The 21140-nt window shown below is 71.2% G+C and carries 14 protein-coding genes and 2 pseudogenes; 4 read left to right on the forward strand and 12 right to left on the reverse strand.

What is annotated here, in order from left to right; genetic code table 11:
• Positions 1–359, reverse strand: a 359-nt coding sequence (locus tag ACFHWT_RS21505; protein WP_416596467.1) for an RNA-guided endonuclease InsQ/TnpB family protein, incomplete at its 3' end; no start/stop codon positions are given.
• 167 nt (positions 360–526) lie between these two features.
• Between ACFHWT_RS21505 and ctaD the strand changes: the two genes are divergently transcribed.
• From ctaD to ACFHWT_RS21520, 3 genes are all read left to right on the forward strand, one after another.
• A complete protein-coding gene (gene ctaD, locus ACFHWT_RS21510; protein ID WP_416596468.1) occupies positions 527–2524 on the forward strand; it encodes a cytochrome c oxidase subunit I in 1998 nt (665 codons plus the stop codon).
• 124 nt (positions 2525–2648) lie between these two features.
• Positions 2649–3158, forward strand: coding sequence for a hypothetical protein (locus tag ACFHWT_RS21515; RefSeq protein ID WP_416596469.1), 510 nt, complete (start codon positions 2649–2651; stop codon positions 3156–3158).
• Positions 3159–3341: 183 nt separating this feature from the next.
• Positions 3342–4055 (forward strand): CDP-alcohol phosphatidyltransferase family protein, encoded by a 714-nt coding sequence (locus ACFHWT_RS21520; protein ID WP_416596470.1) that lies wholly within the window; start codon positions 3342–3344, stop codon positions 4053–4055.
• Here ACFHWT_RS21520 and ACFHWT_RS21525 read toward each other — a convergent pair.
• The 6 genes and pseudogenes from ACFHWT_RS21525 to ACFHWT_RS21550 all read right to left on the reverse strand — a co-directional run bounded on the left by ACFHWT_RS21525 (position 4044) and on the right by ACFHWT_RS21550 (position 12791).
• Positions 4044–4847 (reverse strand): FkbM family methyltransferase, encoded by an 804-nt coding sequence (locus ACFHWT_RS21525; RefSeq protein ID WP_416596471.1) that lies wholly within the window; start codon positions 4845–4847, stop codon positions 4044–4046. The two genes, ACFHWT_RS21520 and ACFHWT_RS21525, sit on opposite strands and share 12 nt — an antisense overlap.
• The gene (locus ACFHWT_RS21530) at positions 4834–5415 is read right to left on the reverse strand and encodes a GNAT family N-acetyltransferase (protein WP_416596517.1); all 582 of its coding nucleotides are present in this window, start codon (positions 5413–5415) and stop codon (positions 4834–4836) included. The genes ACFHWT_RS21525 and ACFHWT_RS21530 overlap by 14 nt, the downstream gene beginning before the upstream one ends.
• 60 nt (positions 5416–5475) lie before the next feature.
• Positions 5476–7473: pseudogene (locus ACFHWT_RS21535) on the reverse strand (penicillin acylase family protein); the annotation flags it as partial.
• Positions 7474–7505: 32 nt separating this feature from the next.
• Positions 7506–9887 (reverse strand): GNAT family N-acetyltransferase, encoded by a 2382-nt coding sequence (locus ACFHWT_RS21540; protein ID WP_416596518.1) that lies wholly within the window; start codon positions 9885–9887, stop codon positions 7506–7508.
• Positions 9888–9934: 47 nt separating this feature from the next.
• On the reverse strand, positions 9935–11305 hold the full coding sequence (locus tag ACFHWT_RS21545; protein ID WP_416596472.1) for a lysine N(6)-hydroxylase/L-ornithine N(5)-oxygenase family protein: 1371 nt from the start codon (positions 11303–11305) through the stop codon (positions 9935–9937).
• A complete protein-coding gene (locus ACFHWT_RS21550) occupies positions 11292–12791 on the reverse strand; it encodes a pyridoxal phosphate-dependent decarboxylase family protein (protein ID WP_416596473.1) in 1500 nt (499 codons plus the stop codon). Before ACFHWT_RS21550 ends, ACFHWT_RS21545 begins: the two co-directional genes overlap by 14 nt.
• A gap of 280 nt (positions 12792–13071) precedes the next feature.
• Here ACFHWT_RS21550 and ACFHWT_RS21555 point away from each other — a divergent pair, with 280 nt between their 5' ends.
• A complete protein-coding gene (locus ACFHWT_RS21555) occupies positions 13072–14454 on the forward strand; it encodes an MFS transporter (protein WP_416596474.1) in 1383 nt (460 codons plus the stop codon).
• Positions 14455–14457: 3 nt separating this feature from the next.
• Here ACFHWT_RS21555 and ACFHWT_RS21560 read toward each other — a convergent pair.
• From ACFHWT_RS21560 to ACFHWT_RS21580, 5 genes and pseudogenes are all read right to left on the reverse strand, one after another.
• A pseudogene (locus ACFHWT_RS21560) lies at positions 14458–14880 on the reverse strand (hypothetical protein); the annotation flags it as partial.
• Between the two features lie 154 nt (positions 14881–15034).
• Positions 15035–15298, reverse strand: a complete 264-nt coding sequence (locus tag ACFHWT_RS21565) for a hypothetical protein (RefSeq protein ID WP_416596475.1) — start codon at positions 15296–15298, stop codon at positions 15035–15037.
• Positions 15299–15784: 486 nt separating this feature from the next.
• Entirely contained in the window at positions 15785–17152 is a 1368-nt protein-coding gene (locus tag ACFHWT_RS21570) for an NAD(P)/FAD-dependent oxidoreductase (RefSeq protein WP_416596476.1), read from the reverse strand.
• A 4-nt stretch (positions 17153–17156) separates the two neighbouring features.
• Positions 17157–18773, reverse strand: coding sequence for a xylulokinase (locus tag ACFHWT_RS21575; RefSeq protein WP_416596477.1), 1617 nt, complete (start codon positions 18771–18773; stop codon positions 17157–17159).
• 4 nt (positions 18774–18777) lie between these two features.
• The gene (locus ACFHWT_RS21580; protein WP_416596478.1) at positions 18778–21042 is read right to left on the reverse strand and encodes an aminotransferase class III-fold pyridoxal phosphate-dependent enzyme; all 2265 of its coding nucleotides are present in this window, start codon (positions 21040–21042) and stop codon (positions 18778–18780) included.
• Positions 21043–21140 lie beyond the last annotated feature (98 nt).

The raw sequence follows: 21140 nt of genomic DNA on the forward strand, positions 1-21140 counted from the left end.
CACCGGAACGCGCTGGCGGTGTACTCCGCCGACCGCCGCGACCGCTTCCTCGACTTGAACGTCGGGTACCGGGCCCGTTTTGCCCAGAAGTTGGTGAACGCGGTCTGCAGGTGCCGCAGCGCCTGCTGCAACGGCACGCAGGAGACGTCGTTGAGGAACGCGAGGTCGTCGGTCTTCTTCCACCCGGTGAGCATCGCCGACGTGGCGTTGTAGGTGATCCGTTGCTGGCGTCGGGTCCACGCCTCGCTGCGGGTGGCCAGGGCCTTGTTGTAGACCAGCCGGACACAACCGAACGTCCGGGCAAGCTCGGCCGCCTGCTCCGGGGTGGGGTAGCGGCGGTATTTGAATGCCCGCTTCACGGTCCTGGAAACAGTCCGCAGTCTATCGGTTCGGTCGTGAGCCGTGGGGTGCCGTGTGGGGTGGGCGCCGATCCGCCTCGGCGGCGGATCGGCTTTCCCTGTCCTGCTCCGCAGGAGTTCCATTTCCTCCCCGGCCGCACCGCCGGAGTATCCACGGAAGGAATCCGATGACGGAGCAGACCACGACGGTGGGTACGGCACAGACGGCCCCGCCGCGTCCGGTGGAGTTGGGAGTCGACGGCGCCACCCCCGGCCCGGTCCGCCCGGCGGTACCGGGCAACTCACTGGCCCGGCTGCTGCGGACCACCGACGCCAAGCAGATCGGACTGTTGTACCTCGGCACGTCCTTCGGCTACTTCGTGGCGGGCGGCATCATGGCCCTGCTGATGCGTGCCGAGTTGGCCCGGCCCGGCATGCAGTTCCTCTCGCCGGAGCAGTACAACCAACTGTTCACCATGCACGGCACGATCATGATGCTGCTGTTCGCCACCCCGCTGGTGTTCGGGTTCGCCAACTACCTGGTACCACTGCAGATCGGCGCCCCCGACGTGTCGTTTCCCCGGCTCAACGCGCTGGCGTACTGGCTCTATCTGCTCGGCGGGCTGCTGGTCATGGGGGGATTCCTGACGCCCGGCGGCGCTCCCGACTTCGGCTGGTTCGCCTACACCCCGTTGAGCCGGATGGAGCACACCCCGGGCGTCGGCGCCAACATGTGGATCGTCGGCCTGGTCGTCTCCGGCCTCGGCACCATCCTCGGCTCGGTCAACCTGATCGCCACCATCATCACCCTGCGCGCGCCGGGTATGACCATGTTCCGGATGCCGATCTTCACCTGGAACATCCTGATCACCGCCCTGCTGGTGGTCCTGGTGTTCCCGCTGCTGGCGGCGGCGCTGCTGGCGCTGCTGGCGGACCGACTGCTCGGCGCGCACGTGTACTCGCCGCAGACCGGCGGTCCGATGCTGTGGCAGCATCTGTTCTGGTTCTTCGGCCATCCCGAGGTTTACATCGTCGCGCTGCCGTTCTTCGGCATCATCAGCGAGGTCATTCCGGTCTTCGCCCGCAAACCGATCTTCGGCTACAAGGGGCTGGTGGCCGCGACGATCGCGATCGCCGCGTTGTCGATGAGCGTCTGGGCGCACCACATGTACGGCACCGGGCAGGTGCTGCTGCCGTTCTTCGCCATGCTCAGCTTCCTGATCGCGGTGCCCACCGGGATCAAGTTCTTCAACTGGGTCGGCACCATGTGGAAGGGGCAATTGACATTCGAGACGCCGATGCTGTTCGCGGTCGGCTTCCTGGTGACCTTCCTGCTCGGCGGGCTGACCGGGGTGCTGCTGGCCAGCCCGCCGGTCGACTTTCACGTCACCGACAGCTACTTCGTCGTGGCCCACTTCCACTACGTCCTGTTCGGTACCATCGTCTTCGCGGCGTTCGCCGGCATCTATTTCTGGTTTCCGAAAATGACCGGCCGACTGCTCGACGAAGGGCTCGGAAAGGCGCATTTCTGGACGATGTTCATCGGCTTTCATGCCACCTTTCTGGTCCAGCACTGGCTCGGCAACGAGGGTTTTCCCCGCCGGTACGCCGACTATCTGCCGACCGACGGCTTCACCCTGCTGAACACCATCGCCACCATCGGATCGTTCATCCTCGGAGCGTCCACGCTGTTCTTCATCTGGAACGTGTGGAAGTCGTACCGGTTCGGTGAGCAGGTGAGGGTGCACGACCCGTGGGGGTTCGGCAACTCGTTGGAGTGGGCGACCACCTGCCCGCCGCCGCTGCGCAACTTCGACCGGTTGCCCCGGATCAGGTCCGAACGCCCGGCGTTCGAGGCCAAGTACGGCCTGTTCGTCGCGGATCTCGGTCGTGACCTGCCGCAGCGGGACACCGAGCCGCCGCAGCACCTCGTTGACGAACTACACCGTGACCCGGCCGCCCACCGGATCGTCCCGCGCGGGCCGGCGCAGGGTCCGACCGACGTCGCCACCTTCGTGCCGGACCCGGTGTCCGGTGCCCGGGCCGTCCAGGTGCCCCGGCCGGAACAGGTCCGTCGGCCCAGTTTCGAACAGACCACCGAGCCGGAGGACACCCTCGGCGCCCAACGTGGTCCGCAGGAACGACGGTGGCGGCTTCCGTCGGCGGACGAGGACGACGACTCCTGATCGGCTCCGCGGTACGCGGTGCCCGGCGGTCGCCGGGTGGCTGCTGCCGTACCGGTTTCCTGGTGGGTTAGCCTCCGATCCCTGGTCGCCATGACTGCCGTGGAACCGCCGAGGAGGCGTAGACATGTTCGAGGAAGTCGCGGGAATCCCCGCCCATCCACTGCTGCTGCACGCGGCGGTGGTCTTCGTCCCGCTGCTGGCGCTGCTGGCGGTCGGGTACGCGCTGGTCCCGTTCATCCGGGCGCACACCCGGTGGGTGCTGGCTGTGCTGGCCGTTGTCACGCCGATTGCCGCACTGGTCACCAAGCTGTCCGGCGACGCGTTCCTCAACCGGATGGACACGGCCGGCCGGATCACCGAGAGCTTCCGGCCGGTGATCGAGGAACACGAACAGCTGGGGAACCTGACCCTGATCGCGTCGATCTTGCTGGCGCTCGCCACCCTGGCCCTGGTCTACCTGGTCGGTCCCCGGGTCGCCGCCGCTGCGGACAGCGCGACCGTCACCGGCGCGCGCGGCAACGGGGTGCTGGTCCTGGTGGTGAAGGGTTTGGTCATCGTCGCGGCCGGGGTAAGCCTCTACTTCGTGGTGCGGGCCGGCGACTCGGGGGCGAAAGCCGTCTGGACCGGCTACTGATCGTCACCGAGCGTCGGCCGTCACGGTGTCCGGATGCCGACATGAAATTCCGGCCCGGCCAGTGAACTCTTCGCACCGAATCGCCGTTGGTGGGGATATGGGCACCGGGGCGTACCACGCCGGTGGCCATTCGGTGACGGAGGAAAAGTGACGGTAAGTGCACGTAGTGAAGCTGTTCGGTCGGTGCATGCGCCGAGTATCGGGCTGCTCGCCCAGATCACGGTCCTGCTGATCCTGGCGGCGACCAGTGGCCTCGGCGTGGCCGGCTGGTCGGCCGGACTGGTCTACGGCCTGGTGACCTGGGCGCTGCTCATCCGGGCGATGCAGCAGCCCGAGGTGGCTGGCTGGGGTCCGGCGGACAGCGTCACCCTGGCCCGGGGCACCCTGGTCGGCGCGGTGACCGCGCTGGTGGCCGACTCGTTTGTCGGCTCGGCTCCGGTCGCGCTGCTGGTGACGCTGGCGGCGGTGGCCCTGGCGCTCGACGGCGTCGACGGCCAGGTGGCCCGCCGCACCGGTACCTGCTCGCGGCTCGGTGCCCGGTTCGACATGGAGACCGACTCGGCGCTGGTCCTGGCGCTCAGCGTGTACGTGGCCGCGTCGGTCGGCTGGTGGGTGCTGGCGATCGGGGTGTTCCGCTACGTGTTCGGTGTCGCCGCCCGGTTGCTGCCCTGGCTGCGGGCGCCACTCCCGCCCCGGTTCAGCCGCAAGACGGTGGCCGCCGCCCAGGGCACCGTACTGGTGCTGGCCGCCGCCGGGATCGTGTCGGCGGCGTTGGTCACCGCGTTGCTCGCTGGCGTGCTGACCGCGCTGCTCTGGTCGTTCGGACGGGACGTCCACTGGCTGTGGCGCGGCCGCGGACCGCAGATCGACCGGTGGCGGGCGGAGCTAGCCGGCTGACCCGCCCGCCAGCACCGCGTAGACGTCGCCCGAGTTGGCCGCGTGCGGCAGCGCCCGCAGATGAGGGGCCATCTCCGCATCCGACACCCACCGGCCGAAGGTCAGCCGCTGGCTCTCACCCAGGGCGACGTCGAACCGGTAGTCGCCGAGCCCGGACAGCCGCCGCAGGCAGCGCAGCGCCGTGTCCCGCTGGATCGTGGTGAACTCGAAGGACAGCGCGGGCAGCGGCCCGGACAGCCCGGCGAGCACGGACTCCTCGAACCCCTCGACGTCGATCTTGACGAACGCCGGTCGGCCGTATTCGGCGACCAGTTGGTCGAGGGTCGTCGCCGGCACCTCGATCTCGCCGTCCCAGACCTGGTCCGACCAGCCGTCGGCGCCGTCGGCGGCACCGACGAAGCCGGCCGACGCGGTGGAGACCGTGGGATTGGCCGAATTGATGTACATCCGCACCGGGCCGGCGGTGTCCCCGCACGCCGCCGGCAGCACGGTCACCGCCGGATCGTCGGCGTAGACGAGCCGTACCGCGCGGGCACACAACGGCTGCGGCTCGACCGCCACCACCCGCGCGCCCAACCGCCGGAAGCTGCCCACCCGGTCGCCGACGTGCGCGCCGATGTCGAAGACCAGATCGCCCGGTACGACGAACCGTCGGTAGAGCAGGTCCATCGCGGCGTCCCGGTCCGGATCGCCGTAGTAGAACTCCAGTGACCGGCGCAACCCGGCGAGCTGCGGATCGGCGGCCAGCACCCGGGACGGCACAGCGGTGCGTGGCTGGTCAGCGGCGGTCACCGGTCGATGGTACGCCGCCGGTGGGTTGCCTGGCGGTGAACGCCTCCCGGGTCAGGAACGCCAACTGCGCGCGCTTGTCGGCCAATGCCAGCTCCACGTCGAACTCGAAGCCCAGCCGCTTCCAGCGACGCAGCGCCCGGTCATTGCGGACGTCCGGCTCGATGACGATCCGTCGCCGGCCCGGGTCGGCGAACAGGTAGCGGGTGAACGCGGCCGCCACCGCGTCGGTGAACCCGGCGACCGGCCGCCGGGCCGGAGCGAGGAACAGATGGATCCCGATGTCACCGTCACGTACCGGGTAGTGCTCGCCGAGCGGGTCCTCCGCTGGCAGGTAGGTCTGGAAGATGCCGACCGGCTCGTCGTCGACGGTCATCAGGTACGCGTGGTGCGAGTCAAGACCGTCGAGGAACCGGTAGATGTCGCCCACCTGTTCCCGGGTGTGCCCGGTCATTCCCCAGAACCGGGCCCGTGGCTCGGTGACCCAGCCGTACAGCAGGTCGAGGTCCTCGGTGGGGTCCAGCACCAGCAGGCTGAACCGGCCGATGCCGGGCAGCTGTTCGACGTACACGCTCGGCCGTGCCGTCCCGCCGGGGCCGGTGCTCCAGCGCACCGGCGCGACCGGGACCAGTTGGCCGGCCGCCCACCGGGGCAACTGGTCGGCGAAGTGCCGGTCGCCGGGCCGACCCGAGGCGCCGAACGGCACCACCCAGCGGCTCGCCGCCGGGTCGGCGAGATCCCAGACGTAGCGGGCGACCGGCCCGCGCCAGCACGCGTCGGCGACACCGGGCACGCTGGAGGTGGCCAGGACGCTGCCGGTGTCGCCGTCGAGCGGGACTGGGCCGCCGAGTGCGCCGACGGCCGGGTCGGCGGTGCTGGGCAGCAGCACCCGTACCGGGTGCAGCAGGTGCCGGTCGCCCCACCGACCCGGCGGCGGCCCGTCGGCCACCTCGACCAGCGCGGCCGCCGCGCAGCGGCCCGGGTCGCCACCCAGCCGGGGCAGCCCGTCGATAATCCGGTCCAGCGCCAGCCCGATCCGGCCCACCGGATCGGTCCACGGGGCGAACAGTTCGTCGAAGCCGGGTTCGGCGTGCAGCGGCCGCAGGCAGGGCTCGGCGGACAGCCGGTGGACCAGCGCGGCCCGCCAGGCGGCGAACAGCCCGGCGTCGGCGCTGTCGGCCGCCATCCGACCGTCCCAGCCGAGCAGCTTCTCGCGTAGCTGACGGACCGGCCCGGGCTGGTCGGTCAGGTCCAGGCCACGCAGCAGCCGGCGCAGCCCGGCCGTCGGCACCTGGGTGTCCATGTGCACCGACTCGGGCGCGGCTCCGCTGTCGAGGAGCTCGCGGATCCGCCGGGCCCGGTGCGGTGCGGCGAAGTCGACGCCGAGGTCAGCGGTGTCGCCGCCGCGCCGATCGTTGGCATTGACCACCAGATCGGACACCTCGGCGGCGGGCAGGGCGGCGTAGCCGGGTCGCCAGGCGTACCGGGGTGCCCAGCCGGGCACCGGCACCTGCCGACACCGGTCGTCACGCACTGGCACCCGGCCGGCGACCAGCCGGCGCACCGTGCCGGAGCGGTCGGCTACCAGCACACTGTTGACCGGTTCCACCCAGTGCCGCAGTGCCCGTTCGACGTCGCCGACCCGGCGGGCGCGCAGCAGCGGCAGCAGCGCGTCGAAGCCCAGTGCCCCGTCGACCCGGCTCGGCGTACGCAGGCTGATCGCCTCACCGGTGCGCCGGTCCACGTCGATCACCGGCCCGCGTGGGGTCTCGATCACCTCGACCGGGACCGGGTCGGCGTCGCGTACCTCGATCAGTTCGGTGTGCGCCGGCACCGGGGCCCAGCCGCCGGCCTGGCGGACCAGGACCTGCCCGTCGACCCGGCGCAGCTGTTCGCGGTACAGGTCCTGGTAGTCGGCCATGGCGTTGGTGATCGCCCAGGCGACCTCGCCGGAGTGGCCGAAGTGCGGCAGCCCCGGTACGCCGGGGAAGGCGAACCCGAAGACGTCGAACTCGGGGCAGCTCAGCTGCACTTGCTGGTAGACGTTGGGCAGCTCCAGGATTCGGTGCGGGTCGCCGGCGACGACCGGGAATCCGGTGCCGCTGTGCCGTCCGGTCACCGCCCAAGCGTTGCTGCCCGACGACGCGGGCGGTTCCATGGCGAACAGGTCGACCGCGCCCGGTCCGACGGTGGCGGTGACGTGCGCCCGCCACAGCTTGCTGCCGAAGGTGCCGAACAGCACGTGCTGCACCAGGAACACGCCGAGCGGGGTCCACGGCTGCCAGCTGCCGGCGGCGGTGCCGGTGGCGGCGAACTCGGGTGCCGCGCCGGCGCCCTCGGCGAGACCGTCGTTGACGCCGTCGACGTACGCGCCCACCCAGCGGCGGGTCGCCGGATCGAGCCGGTGGAAGCAGCTTTCGGCGGTGTCGTCGAGCCGGACCCGACGGGCGAACCGGTCCCAGCCGACCTCGGCCGGGCCGAGCCGGCTGGCCAGCGCGCCCTCCGAGCGCCACCGTTCGACCTCGATCTGCCAGGCCCGGTCGGTGGCGGCGGTGTGCCCCTGCAGGTAGGCGAGGTCGTCGACGTCGGCCGCCCACAGGTGCGGTACGCCGTACCCGTCCCGGTGCACCCGCCCGGACCGGCCGACGACAGACCGGGCCGTCACGAGGCCGGCGCCGCTGCGGCGGCGATCGGGTTCTCCTGCACGCCGACGAAGATCAACGATCCGGCCTGGTCGGTCAGGTCGACCATCTGCAGCGTGTTGCGCAGCTGCAACCGGTTCAGACAGGAGTGCCGGAAGGTGGGCGCGAAGAAGTCCAACCGGTCCCGCAGCTGCGGGTGGTCGTCGCCGTGTCGGCGGACGCACTCGGCGACCAGCTGCCAGAACCGGTCCGCCGGCAGCACGCCGTCGGCGTCCAGGATCGCGGCGAGGAAGCGCAGGAACCCGTCGAAGACGTCGGTGAACACGGCCAGCGCCCGGAAGTCGTCGTCGACCGGCATCCGGATCCGTTCGACCGTGGCCGGCAGTTCCCGGTCGTGCATGGCGACGACCTCCTCGCCGATGTCCTTCATGAACACCCGGACCGGTACGTGATCCGCCAGCACGAGGATCAGGTTCTCCCCGTGCGGCATGAAAGCCAGGTCGTGGCCGAGCAGGCAGTGCAACAGCGGGCGCAGATAGGCCCGCAGGTAGCGGGCCAGCCAGTCGGCGGCCGGCAGGCCGGACGCCGCGATCAAGGCGGTGGCCAGATGCGTGCCGTCGCGGTCGCGGTGCAGCAGGCTGGCCATGGTGGCCAGCCGCTGCCCGGGCGCGATCCGCGGCACCGGGCTCTCCCGCCACAGCGCGGCGAGCATCCGCTGGTACGCCGAGACCGGTGCCCCGCTGCGGTGGTACGCGTCCCCGGTGTAGCCGACCGACGCCAGTTCCCGCAGCACCTCGAACCCGCAGTCGCGCAACGTGTCGTCTGCGGCGACCAGGTCGGCGACCCAGTCGTTGATCGGCGGGGTGGCCCGCATGTACGCCGGGGACAGCCCGCGCATGAAGCCCATGTTCTGGATGGACAGCGCGGTCTTGACGTAGTGCCGGCGCGGGTGGTCGACGTTGAAGAAGGTGCGGATCGACTGCTGCGCCCGGTACCGGTCCGGGCTGGTGCCGACCGGGACGATCGCCCGGGACGCCACGTCGGCGGCGAAGGTGATGCCGACCTTGTGTTCCCACTGCCACGGATGTACCGGCAGGTACCGGTAGCCGCTCGGGTCGAGGCCGAGATCGCGCAGCTGGTCGGCGAACCGGTGCAGCGTCTCGGCACCGAGCTCGTCGAGGTAGTGGCTCTGCTCGTCGACGCCGTGGCCGGCGGTGAAGGTACTGAGGTCGCGGCGGACCGCCAGCCAGACCAGCCGCACCGGGGCGCCGGCCTCCGGCGCGTACGCCTCGTGGTCGGCCAGGCCGAAACCGATCCGGCCGCTGTTGGCGACGAACAGCGGGTGCCCCTCAACCATCGCCGACTCGATGGTCTGGAAGTCGGCGTGCACCAGGTCGGCGACACGTTCCCGCCGGTGATGGTGCTTCCAGGCGGCACCGGCCAGGGTGGCGCTGATCTCTTCCAGGTAGGTGCCGAGCAGCTTGGCCGGGATGCCCAGCGTCTCCCGCAGCTCGACGATCAGGTCGAGGGCGTCCAGCTCCGCCGGTGCGCCGTCGACCTCGCGGGTCAGCGACGCGGTGTCGATCAGCCAGTGGTCGAGGGCGTACCGACGGGCCCGGAACCGGTACGCGACCCGGTCGTCGGTCGTCAGCCGGTACCCGTCGCCGCCGGGGTCGGCCGGGAGCGTGTCGTCGGGTCGGGGCTGGATCAGCCGTTCGTGGCTGAACTCGGCGATGGCCTTGGCGACCAGCTGGCGGTGGGCGGCCGCGATCGGGCCCGGCGCTAGGTGGGCGGGGGGTGTCATCGGGCTCTCCGTGGCGGATCCGTCGGCACCGGCCGCCGCGCCCGCGGTCGGGCGGACGCCGTCCGGGCCGCTGGCACCGCCCAGCCGGCTGGCGGTGAACGCGGCCCGGGAACAGAAGCTGAGCCGGGCCTGCTTGTCGGACAGTTGAATGAGCCGGTCGACGACGAAACCGGCCTCGGCGTTCTTCACGGCGATCGCCTCGTTGCGGACGTCGGGTTCGACGACGACCCGGTGGTGCGCCGGGTCGGTGAAGATGAAGGCCATCACCGTCCGCATCACCGCCGACGTCACCCCGTGCCGGGGCTCGCCGTCCGGCGGCGCGACCAGCACGTGCATCCCGACGTCACCGGGCTGTACGGGGTAGTGGTCGGCGAGTTCGCTGTGCGCGGGTTCGTAGGTCTCGGTGAGGAACAGCGGTACGCCGTCGAGCCGGCCGAGCCACGCGTGATGATGCGGGTTGGCGTCGATGCGCTGGTACTCGCGCCGTACGGTGTCGAGGTCGGCGTCGGGCATCCCCCAGAACACCGACCGGGGGTGGGTGATCCAGGCGTGCAGCAGGTCGGCGTGACCGGCGACGTCGAGCGGTTCGACGGTCATCCGGCCGAGCGCGTCGTCGATGGTGAACATGGTCGTCGTTGCGGCGGTCACCGGATGAGCGCCTCCTGCCGCTGCGTGGCCACCGGACCGGTCGCGGCCGACGGCGCCGATGGTGCCTGCGGTGTGTCGCTGTCCGGCGGCGCGCCGAAGTGCTGGAAGGCGATCTTCCGCTCGATCGGGTAGACCTCGCGGCCGAGCATGTTCGCGATGATCACCGAGTTGCGGTAGGGGCCCATGCCCAGGTCGGGTGCGGTGAGGCTGTGGGTGTGCTCCTCGGCGTTCTGCACGAAGATCTCCCGGTCGCCGTGGTCGACGGTGTAGCCGAGCGCCACGTCGAACCGGCCCCGCTCGTCCCACCGGATCCGGTCACGAACCGGGTCCAGGAACGCCGGCACGGCCGGCCGGTAGCCGGTGGCCAGGACCAGGCCCTCGGTATCGAGGCTGAAGTCGCGGGCCTGCTCCTGGTGGTGCAGGCCGAGCCGGTACCGCCCGGCGTCGGCGTCCCAGTCGGCGCGGGTCAGCGCGGTGCCGGTGAGCAGGGTGGTCGGTACCGGGCCGGCGACGTCCTTACGGTAGAGCGTGTCGAAGATGGTGTTCACCAGGTCGCCGCTGATGCCTTTGTAGAGACTGCGCTGGTCCCGGTTGAGCCGGTCCCGGCTGGCCGCCGGCAGCCCGTGGAAGTAGCGGACGTACTCCGGTGAGGTCATCTCCAGGGTGAGTTTGGTGTACTCCATCGGGAAGAACCGGGGCGACCGGGTGACCCAGTTGAGCTGGTAGCCGTGGGTGCCGATCTCCTCCAGCAGGTCGAGGTAGATCTCTGCGGCGCTCTGCCCGCTGCCGACCACGGTGACCGACCCGAGGCGCTGCAGCCGGGCCTTGTTCGCCAGGTAGTCGGCGCTGTGGATGGCCGGGCCGGGCAGGTCCCGGACCACCGCCGGGCGGTACGGCACGGTACCGATGCCGAGCACCAGCCGCCGGGTCCGCATCGTCGTGGTCGCCCCGGTGCCCAGCCGGGTGACCCGCACCAGGTAGTCGCCGGTCGCGGCGTCGTGCTCGACCCGGTCGACCCGGCTGCCGAACCGGACGTTGGGCAACTGGGCCGCCGCCCAGCGGCAGTACGCGTCGTACTCGGCGCGCAGTGGGTAGAAGTCCTCCCGGATGTAGAAGCGGTACAGCCGGCCGGTCTGTTTCAGGTAGTTGAGGAACGAGTACGGTGACGTCGGGTCGGCCATCGTCACCAGGTCGGCCAGGAACGGCACCTGAATGGTGACCCCCTCGATCATCAGCCCGGGGTGCCAGGCGAATTCGTCACGCTGCTCCAGGAACACCCCGTCCAACTCGTCGAGTGGCGCGGTCAGACAGGCCAGGCCGAGGTTGAACGGCCCGAGCCCGACGGCGACGAAGTCATACGTTCGCATTGGCGCACACCTCCGGGGTGACCGGCTCCGGGGCGATCAGCGCCGGATCCCATTCGGCGTCGAGCAGGTCCTGGCCGGTGCGGCGGATCAGCTCGATCACGGTACGCAGGTCCTCGACGGTGGTGTTCGGGTTGAGCAGGGTGAACTTGAGCCAGTAGTGTCCGTCGACGACGGTGCCGGCGATGATCGCGGTGCCGTCGGCGAACAGTCGGGCTCGCAGCCGGGGCAGTAGCCGGTCGCAGTCCTGCACCGGTAGCCAGTCCGGCCGGTAGCGGAACAGCACGGTGCTCAGCACCGGCCGCATGGCCAGCTCGAAGTCATCGAGTTCGCGGAGCAGGCCGTGAGCCTGCTGGGCCAGGTCGACGACCCGATCGAACATTTCGCCGAGCTGGTCGGCGCCGATCGCCCGCAACGTCATCCACAACTTCAGCGCGTCCAGCCGGCGGGTGGTCTGCAGGCTCTTGTCGACCTGGTTCGGCACGGTCGCGGTTCGTGGGTTCAGGTAGTCGGCGTGCACCGCGACCCGCCGCATGGTCGGCGCGTTCCGGACGATGATGGCGCTGGAGCTGATCGGCTGGAAGAAGCTCTTGTGGAAGTCGACGGTGACCGAGTCGGCGGCGGCGATGCCGTCGAGCAGGTGCCGGTGGCGGGTGGAGACCAGCAGACCGCAGCCGTACGCCGCGTCGACGTGCAGCCACACCGCCCGGTCGCGGCAGATGGTGCCGATCGCGGCGAGCGGGTCGACGCAGCCGCGGTCGGTGGTGCCGGCGGTGGCGACGACCGCCATCGGCACCAGATCCTGGTCGAGCAGCCGGTCGATCTCGGCGTCGAGCGCCGCCGGGTCCATCCGGCCGGTGCTGTCGGTGGCGACCGGGACGACCGCGTCGGCGGCGAGTCCGAGCAGACCGGCGGACTTGCCAACGCTGAAGTGGCTCTCCGCCGTGGCCAGCACCCGCAGCCGGGGTAGCGTCGTTGCCCGGTCGGCATCGGCGCGGGCCAGGCGGTCCTCTCGGGCCAGCAGCAGGCCGTGCAGGTTCGACTGGGTGCCGCCGCTGGTGAAGACGCCGTCGGCGGTCGGACCGAAACCGATCCGCCCGGCCGTCCAGGCGATCAGCCGCCGTTCGATCAGCGTGCCGGTGGTGCTCTGGTCCCAGGTGTCGACCGAGGTGTTGACGGCGGCGAGCAGCAGCTCGGCGTTGAGCGCGGGGATCGCCACCGGGCAGTTCAGGTGGGCCAGGTAGGTGGGTTCGTGGAACCACACCGCGTGGTCCAGGTACAGGCCGGCGATTTCGTCCAGTGCGGCGTCGGTGGTGCCGAGCGGCGCGTCCAGGTCGACGTCGTCGACCTTGGCCTGCAGTGGCGCCACGGCGTCGCCGGAGTACGGCTGGCGGACCGCCCGTACGCGGTCGGCGAGAACCGCTGCGGTCCGGTCGATGCTGGACACGTAGGTGTCCACCGTGTGCCGGCCGAACAGATGCGGGTACATTGGTCTCTCCAACACCGCCTCCATAAGGGTAACCTAACCTAACTTAGGCGAGGCTACTGGGAGGGCCGGTGAAACGGAACTGGGCAGGACCCCTTCTCCACGGGGCACGGGGCCGGCAGGCGGGTCCCACGCTCCTCGGCGGGACCGCTGCCGTGCGTCGTGACCAGCGGATTCATGCCGTCAGCGGAGGTCGAGCGGACGCTTGTGACCTGCGTCCCACCAGGTGGATTAACCGGTGGATTCCGGTGTGGCCGCTCAGCCTCGGCGGGAGGGCGGCCCGATGACTGCTGCCGTCGCCGCCCGCGGGCGGACCATGTCGACCCTGACCGCGCTGTACGTCACCCAGTACCTGGGGTTCGGGTTCATCACCGTCGGGCTGGCCAGCATCCTGCGGGCCGGCGGCACCTCGCTGGATACTCTCGCGCTGCTCAACCTGATCGGCCTGATCTGGCCGGTCAAGTTCCTCTGGGCCCCGATCCTGGACCGGTACGGCCCACGGCGCGGCGGCCACTACCGCTCCTGGCTGCTGGTGCTGCAGAGCGGCATGGTGCTGGCCCTGCTGGCCCTGCTCGCGGCCGACCCGGCCACCGGGCGGATCGGCCCGGTCGTGCTGATCTGCGCGCTGTTCGTGTTCCTGTCCGCTACCCAGGACATCGCCGCCGACGCGGTCGCGGTGCGGATGCTGGCCGACTCGGTCCGGGGCACCGGCAATGGAATTCAGGTGTCGGCGAGCTACGTCGGCAACATTCTGGGCGGCGGCGTCTGCGTGGTGGTCTACGACCGGCTCGGCTGGCAGGCCGCGGTCGGCCTGCTCGCCGTGCTCACCGCGGCCGGGCTGCTGGTGGTGTGGCGGTTCCGCGAGCCCGAGCGGCTCGCCCGACCGGCCGGGGCGCGTCAGGCGTACGGCGCGCTGCTGTCCGTCCTCGGCCAGCCCGGCTGCCGCCGCTGGGCGCTCGGCGTGGTGCCCCTGCTCTACATGGGAGCCGGGGCGGCGTACGGGCTGGTGTCGCCGGCCCTGGTCGACGCCGGCTGGTCGTTGCAGCGGATCGGCTTCGTCACCGGGATCGTCACCAGTGTCCCGGCCGTCGTCGCCGGGCTGGTGGCCGGTGGCCTGGTCGACCGGATCGGGCGGGCCGGGGTGCTGGTGGCCGGTGGCGGGTCGCTGGCCGTCGCCACGGTGCTGCTGCTGCCGATGCTCACCGGACGGGCGGCCGGTGGCTTCACCACGGTCGCGTTGTGCTGCTTCATGGCCGCGTACACGGTGGCGAACGTCGCGCTGTACACGGTGAACATGGACTACTCCCGGCCCGGCACCGGGGGTACGGATTTCACGGTGCTGTCGTCGTTCGGGCTGGTCTGCTCCTACCTGGCCGCGGCGCTCGGCCTGACGGCGGCGGCCCGGGTCGGCTACCCGGCGGTCGCGGTGGCCGCGATCGTACTGATCCTCGCTGGCGTCGCCGTCGGCGTGCGCCACCAGCGCCGGTACCGGCCGCCGACCGGTCCGGCGCCGTCTCCGGAACCGACCGGGTCACCAGGGCAGCGGCCGGACGAACATGGCGTGCTGGCGCCAGCCGGGGAAGGGCACCAGGTCGCCGACGTGCTGCCAGCCCAGCACCCGCATGCTGCGCAGCACCCGGGTGTTGGAATCGGCGACCGCCAGTGACACCCGTTCCTCGGTGCGGCTGGCCAGCAACTGGGAGAACAACGGCACGCCGACCTGCTGGCGTTGGAACTCGGGTAGCACGAACGCCTCGCAAACGGCGAAGGTCCGCCCCGGCCACTCCCGGGCGAGGTCCGGGTCGGCGGCCGACCGCAGGTCGCGCCACCAGAGTGTCTCCGGCGGCAGCGGACAACCCATCACCGTCCCCACCAGTTGGTCGCCGACGTAGCCGACCGTGGCGGCGAATCCGGGTGCCTGCGCCGTCCACTCCAGCCGTTGCTCCACCGACGGCTCGGTGTGGTCGGTCAGGTGCAGGTCCTTGGCGTGCACCTGGCGGTACACCTTCGCGAGATCGTCGATCTGCACCCGGTCGGTGAGCACCACCCGGTGGCGCGTGGTGCCAGCATCCGTCGTGCGGTCGAGGCCCATCCCACTCCCTTCGTCGATGAGGTGAGCCTAACCTAACTGGATGTTCGGGTTCTGCCAAGGCCGGCGGTCCCGCCGACCGGCTGCCGGTGGCCGACCGTCGCTCGGGGCGCCTGCGGCACGACCCGGTATCCGCCCAACAGCCGACGCAGACCGATCACGGTGGCGGCCACCAGGACCGCGTTACGGGCGGCCAGCAGCACGGCCCCGGCCAGCCCGGCGCGCCGATCACGTCGGGATAGAACCACGGGAAGTAGGCGCTGGTCAGTACGGTTGCCACGACGATCAGCAGGGCCGGCGGCCGCTGTGTGGTGTCCCGGCGGGTCAGACAGACCGCGGCGAGCCCGAGCAGCCAGAGCAGGTACTGCGGGGAGAGCACCCGGCTGGTCACCACCGCCACCCCGACGGCCAGCAGCGCCAAATCGAAGCCGACCGTCGGGGTCCAGTCGATCCGGCGTCCCCGGAAAAGCCACCACCAGCCGAGCAGACCCAGGCCGGCGAGGTCGACCCGGGCAGCACGGTGGGGACCGAGGTGGCGACCGGGTGGCTGAACTCCATCGCGCCGTAGCTGTACTCCACCACGATCGTCGGATCGGTGACCCGGGCCAGACCAGCGGGGTGGCGGCGACCGACTCGACCTGCAGCCCACGGTCCGCCTGGTTGTCCGAGAAGCCGGACCAGGCGCCGGCGTAGGAGACCGTCAGCACAGCTCCCAGCACGGCCGTCGCGGTCGCGAAGCCAATCGACATGGGGCGCAGCCCGCGCAGCGGCCGGGCGGTGATCGGCATCCAAGCCGGGAATCAGCTGTGCGTAGACCGCCATCAGCGCGGCCCGGGTGACCAGCCACACCAGTATCGTGGCCGGCACCGTCCACCGGCTCCGTGAGAGTCTCATCCGGTCTGCGCGGTCAGCTCGATGGCGGTGCGACCAGTTGCGGGCCGGGCCGACCGCGCAGCACCCGCAGCGCGACGGCCGGCCGGACCACTGCGGACAACGGTGCGACCAGGTGGAACACGTCGGTCAGGGTGCGCTGCACGTACGCATCCCGGTTGGCGACGTCGGCCGCCCGGTCCAGGTACCAGCGGGACAGCACGCCGCCGCGCCGGGGCCGTGGCCCGACCGTCGTCGGGTACCGCAGGTCGGCGCCGGTGGCGATCAGCCAGGCGGTCTCGCTGCAGCCGGCCACCCGGGCCTGCGCCGCGCGGTCCAGCGTGCCCCCGCTGTCGCGCAGCTGTTCGGCCAGCACCACCGCCGTCCGGGCGGCCACCGCCATTCCCTGGCCGTACACCGGGTTGAAGGTGCACGACGCGTCGCCGACCACCGCGAACCCGTCCGGCCAGCGTGGCATCGCCTCGTACCGGCGGCGATGGTTGGCGGTGTTGCGGAACCCGTGGATCGGCGAGTCGGGCGTGGCATCGCGGATCGCCTGGTGGATCAGCGGGCTGCGCAGCCCACGGGCGAACTCCAGGAAACCGGCCTCGTCGGTCGGCGGGTGGTCGCCACCGAGGCCGCCGAGCGTCACCATCCACCGTCCGTTCTCGATCGGGTAGATCACTCCGCCCCGGCCCGACCGTGGCGGCTGCGGCATCACCACGATGTTCTTCCACCCGTCACTGGCTCCCGGCGGCAGCAGGTAGCGCCGACTCGCGTAGCCGAGACCGGAGTCGACCCGGGTCTCGGCGGGGCGGCCGTAGCCGAGCTCAGCCAACCAGTCCGGCGCGCGCGAGCCGCGGCCGCTGGCGTCCACCACCAGGTCGGCCGGCAGGCTCCGGACGGCGGCGCCCGCCGCGCGGGGACGCATCCGTACGCCGGTGACCGCGTCGCGGCCGTCGGCGCCGAGCAGCCCGATCACGTCGTGGGACGGCTCGAACCGGATCCGTGGATCGGCGGCCAGCCGCTGGCGGACCGTCCAGTCGAGCAGCTCCCGGCTGGTCCCGACCAGCTGGTGGGTCGCCGGGAACCGTTCCCGCCACCCGGTCGGCGCCAGGTACAGGATGTCGGTCGGCGCGTCGACTCGGACCGCGCCGGCGGCGTGCAGCTCGGCGATCAGGCCGGGGAAGAGCTGATCGAGCGCGCGCTGCCCGGCGGCGATCAGCACGTGCAGGTGGTGTGCCTGTGGGACGCCGGCGCGGACCTGCGGCGCGTCGGGGAACCGGTCACGGTCGACGACGGTCACCCGTTCGACGTGTTCGGCGAGCGCGCGGGCCGCGCACAGCCCGGCGAGACTGCCGCCGATGACGACCGCGTGCCGGGCGGCGGGAACGGATCGGGCCATACCGCTATCTTCGCTGATCGGTCCGATGTGCACCACCGGGCATCCGCCGGTACACCGGGGCCAGTCGGCGGTGCAGCTCCCGGTAGACGTCGAAGAGTTCGGCGTAGCGGTCGCGGTTCGCCGCCGTCGGGGTGAACACCCGGTCGGCCCGCGGCAACGCCGGGATCTGCCCGAACGTCAGCTGCCCGGTGCCGACCGCGCCGATCCAGCCGGCGCCACGGGCGTTGACCGCGACCGGGTCCGGATCCCGACGCACCTCGACGCCGAGCACGTCGGCGAAGATCTGGCACCAGGCAGTCGACCGGGCGCCGCCACCGGTGACGGTCAACGAGGTCACCGGGGTGCCGAGGAACCGGTCGACCGCCGCCGACAGCCACCGGGTGTTCAAGGCGACGCCTTCGAAGACGGCCCGCAGCAGATCGGACCGGTTGGTGTCGAGCGAGATGTTGACGAACGCGGCGCGCAGGTCCGGGTCGTCGACCGGGGCGCGTTCGCCGTACAGCCACGGCAGGTAGAGCACGCCGTTGGCGCCGGCCGGCACGGTCGGCAGGATCGCGTCGAACGCGTCGAAGATCGACGTCTCGTCGGTGGCGAGGCGGCCGGCACCGACCAGCGGGTCCTCGTACTCGACGATCTTGTCCTTCAGCCAGGTCAGGTTCGCCCCGGCGGTGGCCTGCAGCGCGGTCATCAGGTACCGGTCGCCGATCGCGCACGGCACGGCGGCGATCTGCGCGACCGGGTCGGTCTTCTTGCGGCGCACGTGCGCCGCGATCCACGACGAGGTGCCCAGGTACAGGTGCGGGTCGTTGTCGGCGGTGGTGCCGGCGCCGATCGCCGCCGCCGTGGTGTCGATCGCCCCGGCCACCACCTGGACGGTCGGCGGCAGACCGAGGTGGGCGGCGGCGTCGGGGTGCAGCGTGCCGATCACCTCGGTACAGGCCACGATCGGCGGCAGTTTGTCCGCGTCGATGCCGCAGTCGGCGACCAGGGCGGGCGAGTAGCGGACCCGGTCGGGTCGGCGGTTGTCCGTCACCCACGAGGTGAGGATCGAGTCGACCGTGGCCACCGTACGGCCGGTCAGCTTGAGGTTGATCCAGTCCAGCGCGTTGAGGAAGGTCGCGGTCCGCGCGTACACCTCGGGCATCGTGTCGCGGACCAGCAGCATGTGCGCGGCCGGGTCCTTGCCGGTGGTGGAGGGCATCCCGCCGGTCAGCCGCAGCCAGCGGAGGATCCGGCGGACCGACATCCCGCCGTACGCCGGAAAGCCGCCGAACTGCCGCCGCAGGTGCGCCGCGCCGCGCATGTCCAACCAGGTGATGCAGCGGGTCAACGGCGTCCCGGCGGCGTCCACCGCGACGGTCCCCTCGCCCTGGGTGGACGAGCAGACGGTGGTGACCGCCCGCAGCTGCTCCGGATGGGCCCGGCCGAGGTCGGCGACCACCTCGGCGAGCGCCGTCCACCAGGACTGTGGGTCCTGTTCGGCGCCGCCGCCGGGCAGCACCAGCAGCGGCACCGGCCGCTGCGCCCAGCCGGTCACCGTACCGTCGGCGGCGACCAGCGCGGCCTTCATTCCGGAGGTGCCCAGGTCGATCGCGAGCACCTGCGGCGGGACGGCCGACACCGGGTCAGACCCCTTCCACCTGCGCGAACACCCGGTCGAACCGGTCCAGCGCGGCGTCGATCACCTCGTCGGTGTCGGCCATCGAGGTGTACATCCGGGAGCCGGCCAGGGTGACGACGCCGTGCGCCGTGTACGCCGCACCCATCTGCTCCATCAGCCGCTTGCGGGGCTTGTTCTCCTTCAGCAGCTTGATCGGGTTGCGCATGTCCAGCAGCATGACGCCACTGCACTCCAGATGCACGATCGACCCCTGGTTGTAGGCCACGTACGGCAGACCGTACCGGTCGATCAGCCGCTGCAGTCCCCGGGTGAGCCGGTCGCCGGCCCGGCCGGCGATCACCGGGGCGTTGGTCCGGGCCATCTCGGCGATCGCGAAGTAGCCGGCCGCGCAGGACAGCGGATTCGCCGACAGGGTGCCGCCGACCTGGATGTGCGTCCCGCCACGCCCGTCCAGCCCGGCACCGAAGACGGCCATCACGTCGGACCGGCCGCCGACGCCGCCGGCCATCGGGTAGCCGCCGGAGACCGCCTTGCCGAACACGGTCAGGTCGGGGGTGACGCCGAAGTAGCCGGCCGCTCCGCCGATCCCGACCCGGAACCCGGTGACCACCTCGTCGAAGATCAGCAGCGCGCCGAATTCGTCGCACAGCGCGCGGACCTTGGCGTTGAAGTCACGCGGCACCGGGCGGGTGCCGGACTCCGGGCCGAGCGGTTCGACGATCACCGCCGCCGTACCGCCGCGGACCCGATTCTCGATCAGTTTGCGGCGCAGCTGGCCGAGGTCGTGCGGGAACGCCTCCCGGGTGTTGGCGGTCGCGCCGAACGGGATGCCCTTGGCGTTCATCCGGTACGTGCCGGGCACCCGCAGCCCGTACACCATCGTGTCGGACCAGCCGTGGTACGCCCCACCGACCTTGATCACCATGTGCTTGCCGGTGAAGGCGCGGGCACCGCGTACCGCTGCCATCACCGCTTCGGTGCCCGAGCCGAGCGACCGGTACATCTCGACGTGCGGCAGGTACCGGTGGATGATCTCGGCGAGTTTCAGCTCGTACTCGTGGAACAGCCCGGTCACCGGCCCCGACTCCTTCACCACCGCGGCGACCTGCTCGTTGACCGGGCCGTAGTTGCTGCCCAGGATCGTCGGGCCGCCAGCCTGCAGGAAGTCGATGTAGGTGTTGCCGTCGCGGTCGGCCAGGTAGGCGCCGTCGGCGGCGTCGATCGCCAACGGGAACGGGTAGTTGAAGGCCAGATTGTGCTGCACCCCACCCGGGATGCGGCGTTTCGCCCGGTCGGTGATCTCCTTGCTGGCCCGGCACCGGTCGTTGAAGTAGCCGAGCACGTCGAGCATCGCGTCGTGGCGCAATCCGCGTACCGGCTGGGCGACCAGGGCCTTGAGCCGGCGCATCGTGTCGTCGACGTCGAGGTACTCGGTGATCGCGTAGCCGAGGCGCGCCGACTCGCTACCCGGCGTCTGCGCGGTGGTGGTGTCGGCGACCGGTGGCCCGGCGGCGGCGATCGCCGCCGCCACCGCGTCCGCGCTGGGCAGTTGCTCCTCGACCGGCACCCGCACCGGCGGGACCGCCTCGGTGATCTGCGCGGCGATCCGCTTCTCGTCGGCGCGCAGCTTGGTGAACGCGATCTCCCGGATCGCGGTCGGAATGGTGTAGACCTTGCCGGTTTCGCTGGTCAACGCCAGGAGATAGGCGATCGACACCTTCTCCAGCAGCGCCATGTTGAACACCGCGCGGTCCGGGTCGGTACCCAGCGCGACGACACCATGGTTGGCGATGATGAACGCGTTGTCGCCGTTGGCCACCTTCTTCTGCACGTTGCGGGCCAGCATCCCGGTGCCGGACGGGGCGTAGTCGACGATCGCCACCCCACGGCCGAGGAAGCGCACCTGCTCGTCGGTGAGCGCCGGGATCGGCCGGCGCAGGAACGCCAGAGCCGAGGCGTACGGCTGGTGAGTGTGCACGATCGCGTTGACGTCGGGCCGCTGCCGGTAGATGTTGGCGTGCATCCCGGCCTCGATCGACGGCGCGAGGTCACCGCCGGTGCCGTCGGGTACGTGCGTACCGTCGAAGTCGACCAGGCAGATGTCCTCGATCCGCATCCGGTCGTAGTCGTAGTTGCTCGGCGTGACGGCGTACAGCCGGTGCCCCGGAACCCGGACCGACACGTTGCCCTCGGTGGCCTTCAGATAGCCTCGGTCCAGCATGGTTCGACACATGTCGACGACGTGCCGGCGGGAAGTGTGATGGTCCATGGCGGATCCTCCGGGGGTACGCGGCGAGAAACCTATCCTCGCTGCCGACCGGCGCTGGGACACCGTCCCGCCGGCAGCGGAAAACAGCGACCGGATTG

The sequence above is a fragment of the Micromonospora sp. LOL_021 genome (genome assembly GCF_048060215.1).
Classification (GTDB): domain Bacteria; phylum Actinomycetota; class Actinomycetes; order Mycobacteriales; family Micromonosporaceae; genus Micromonospora_E.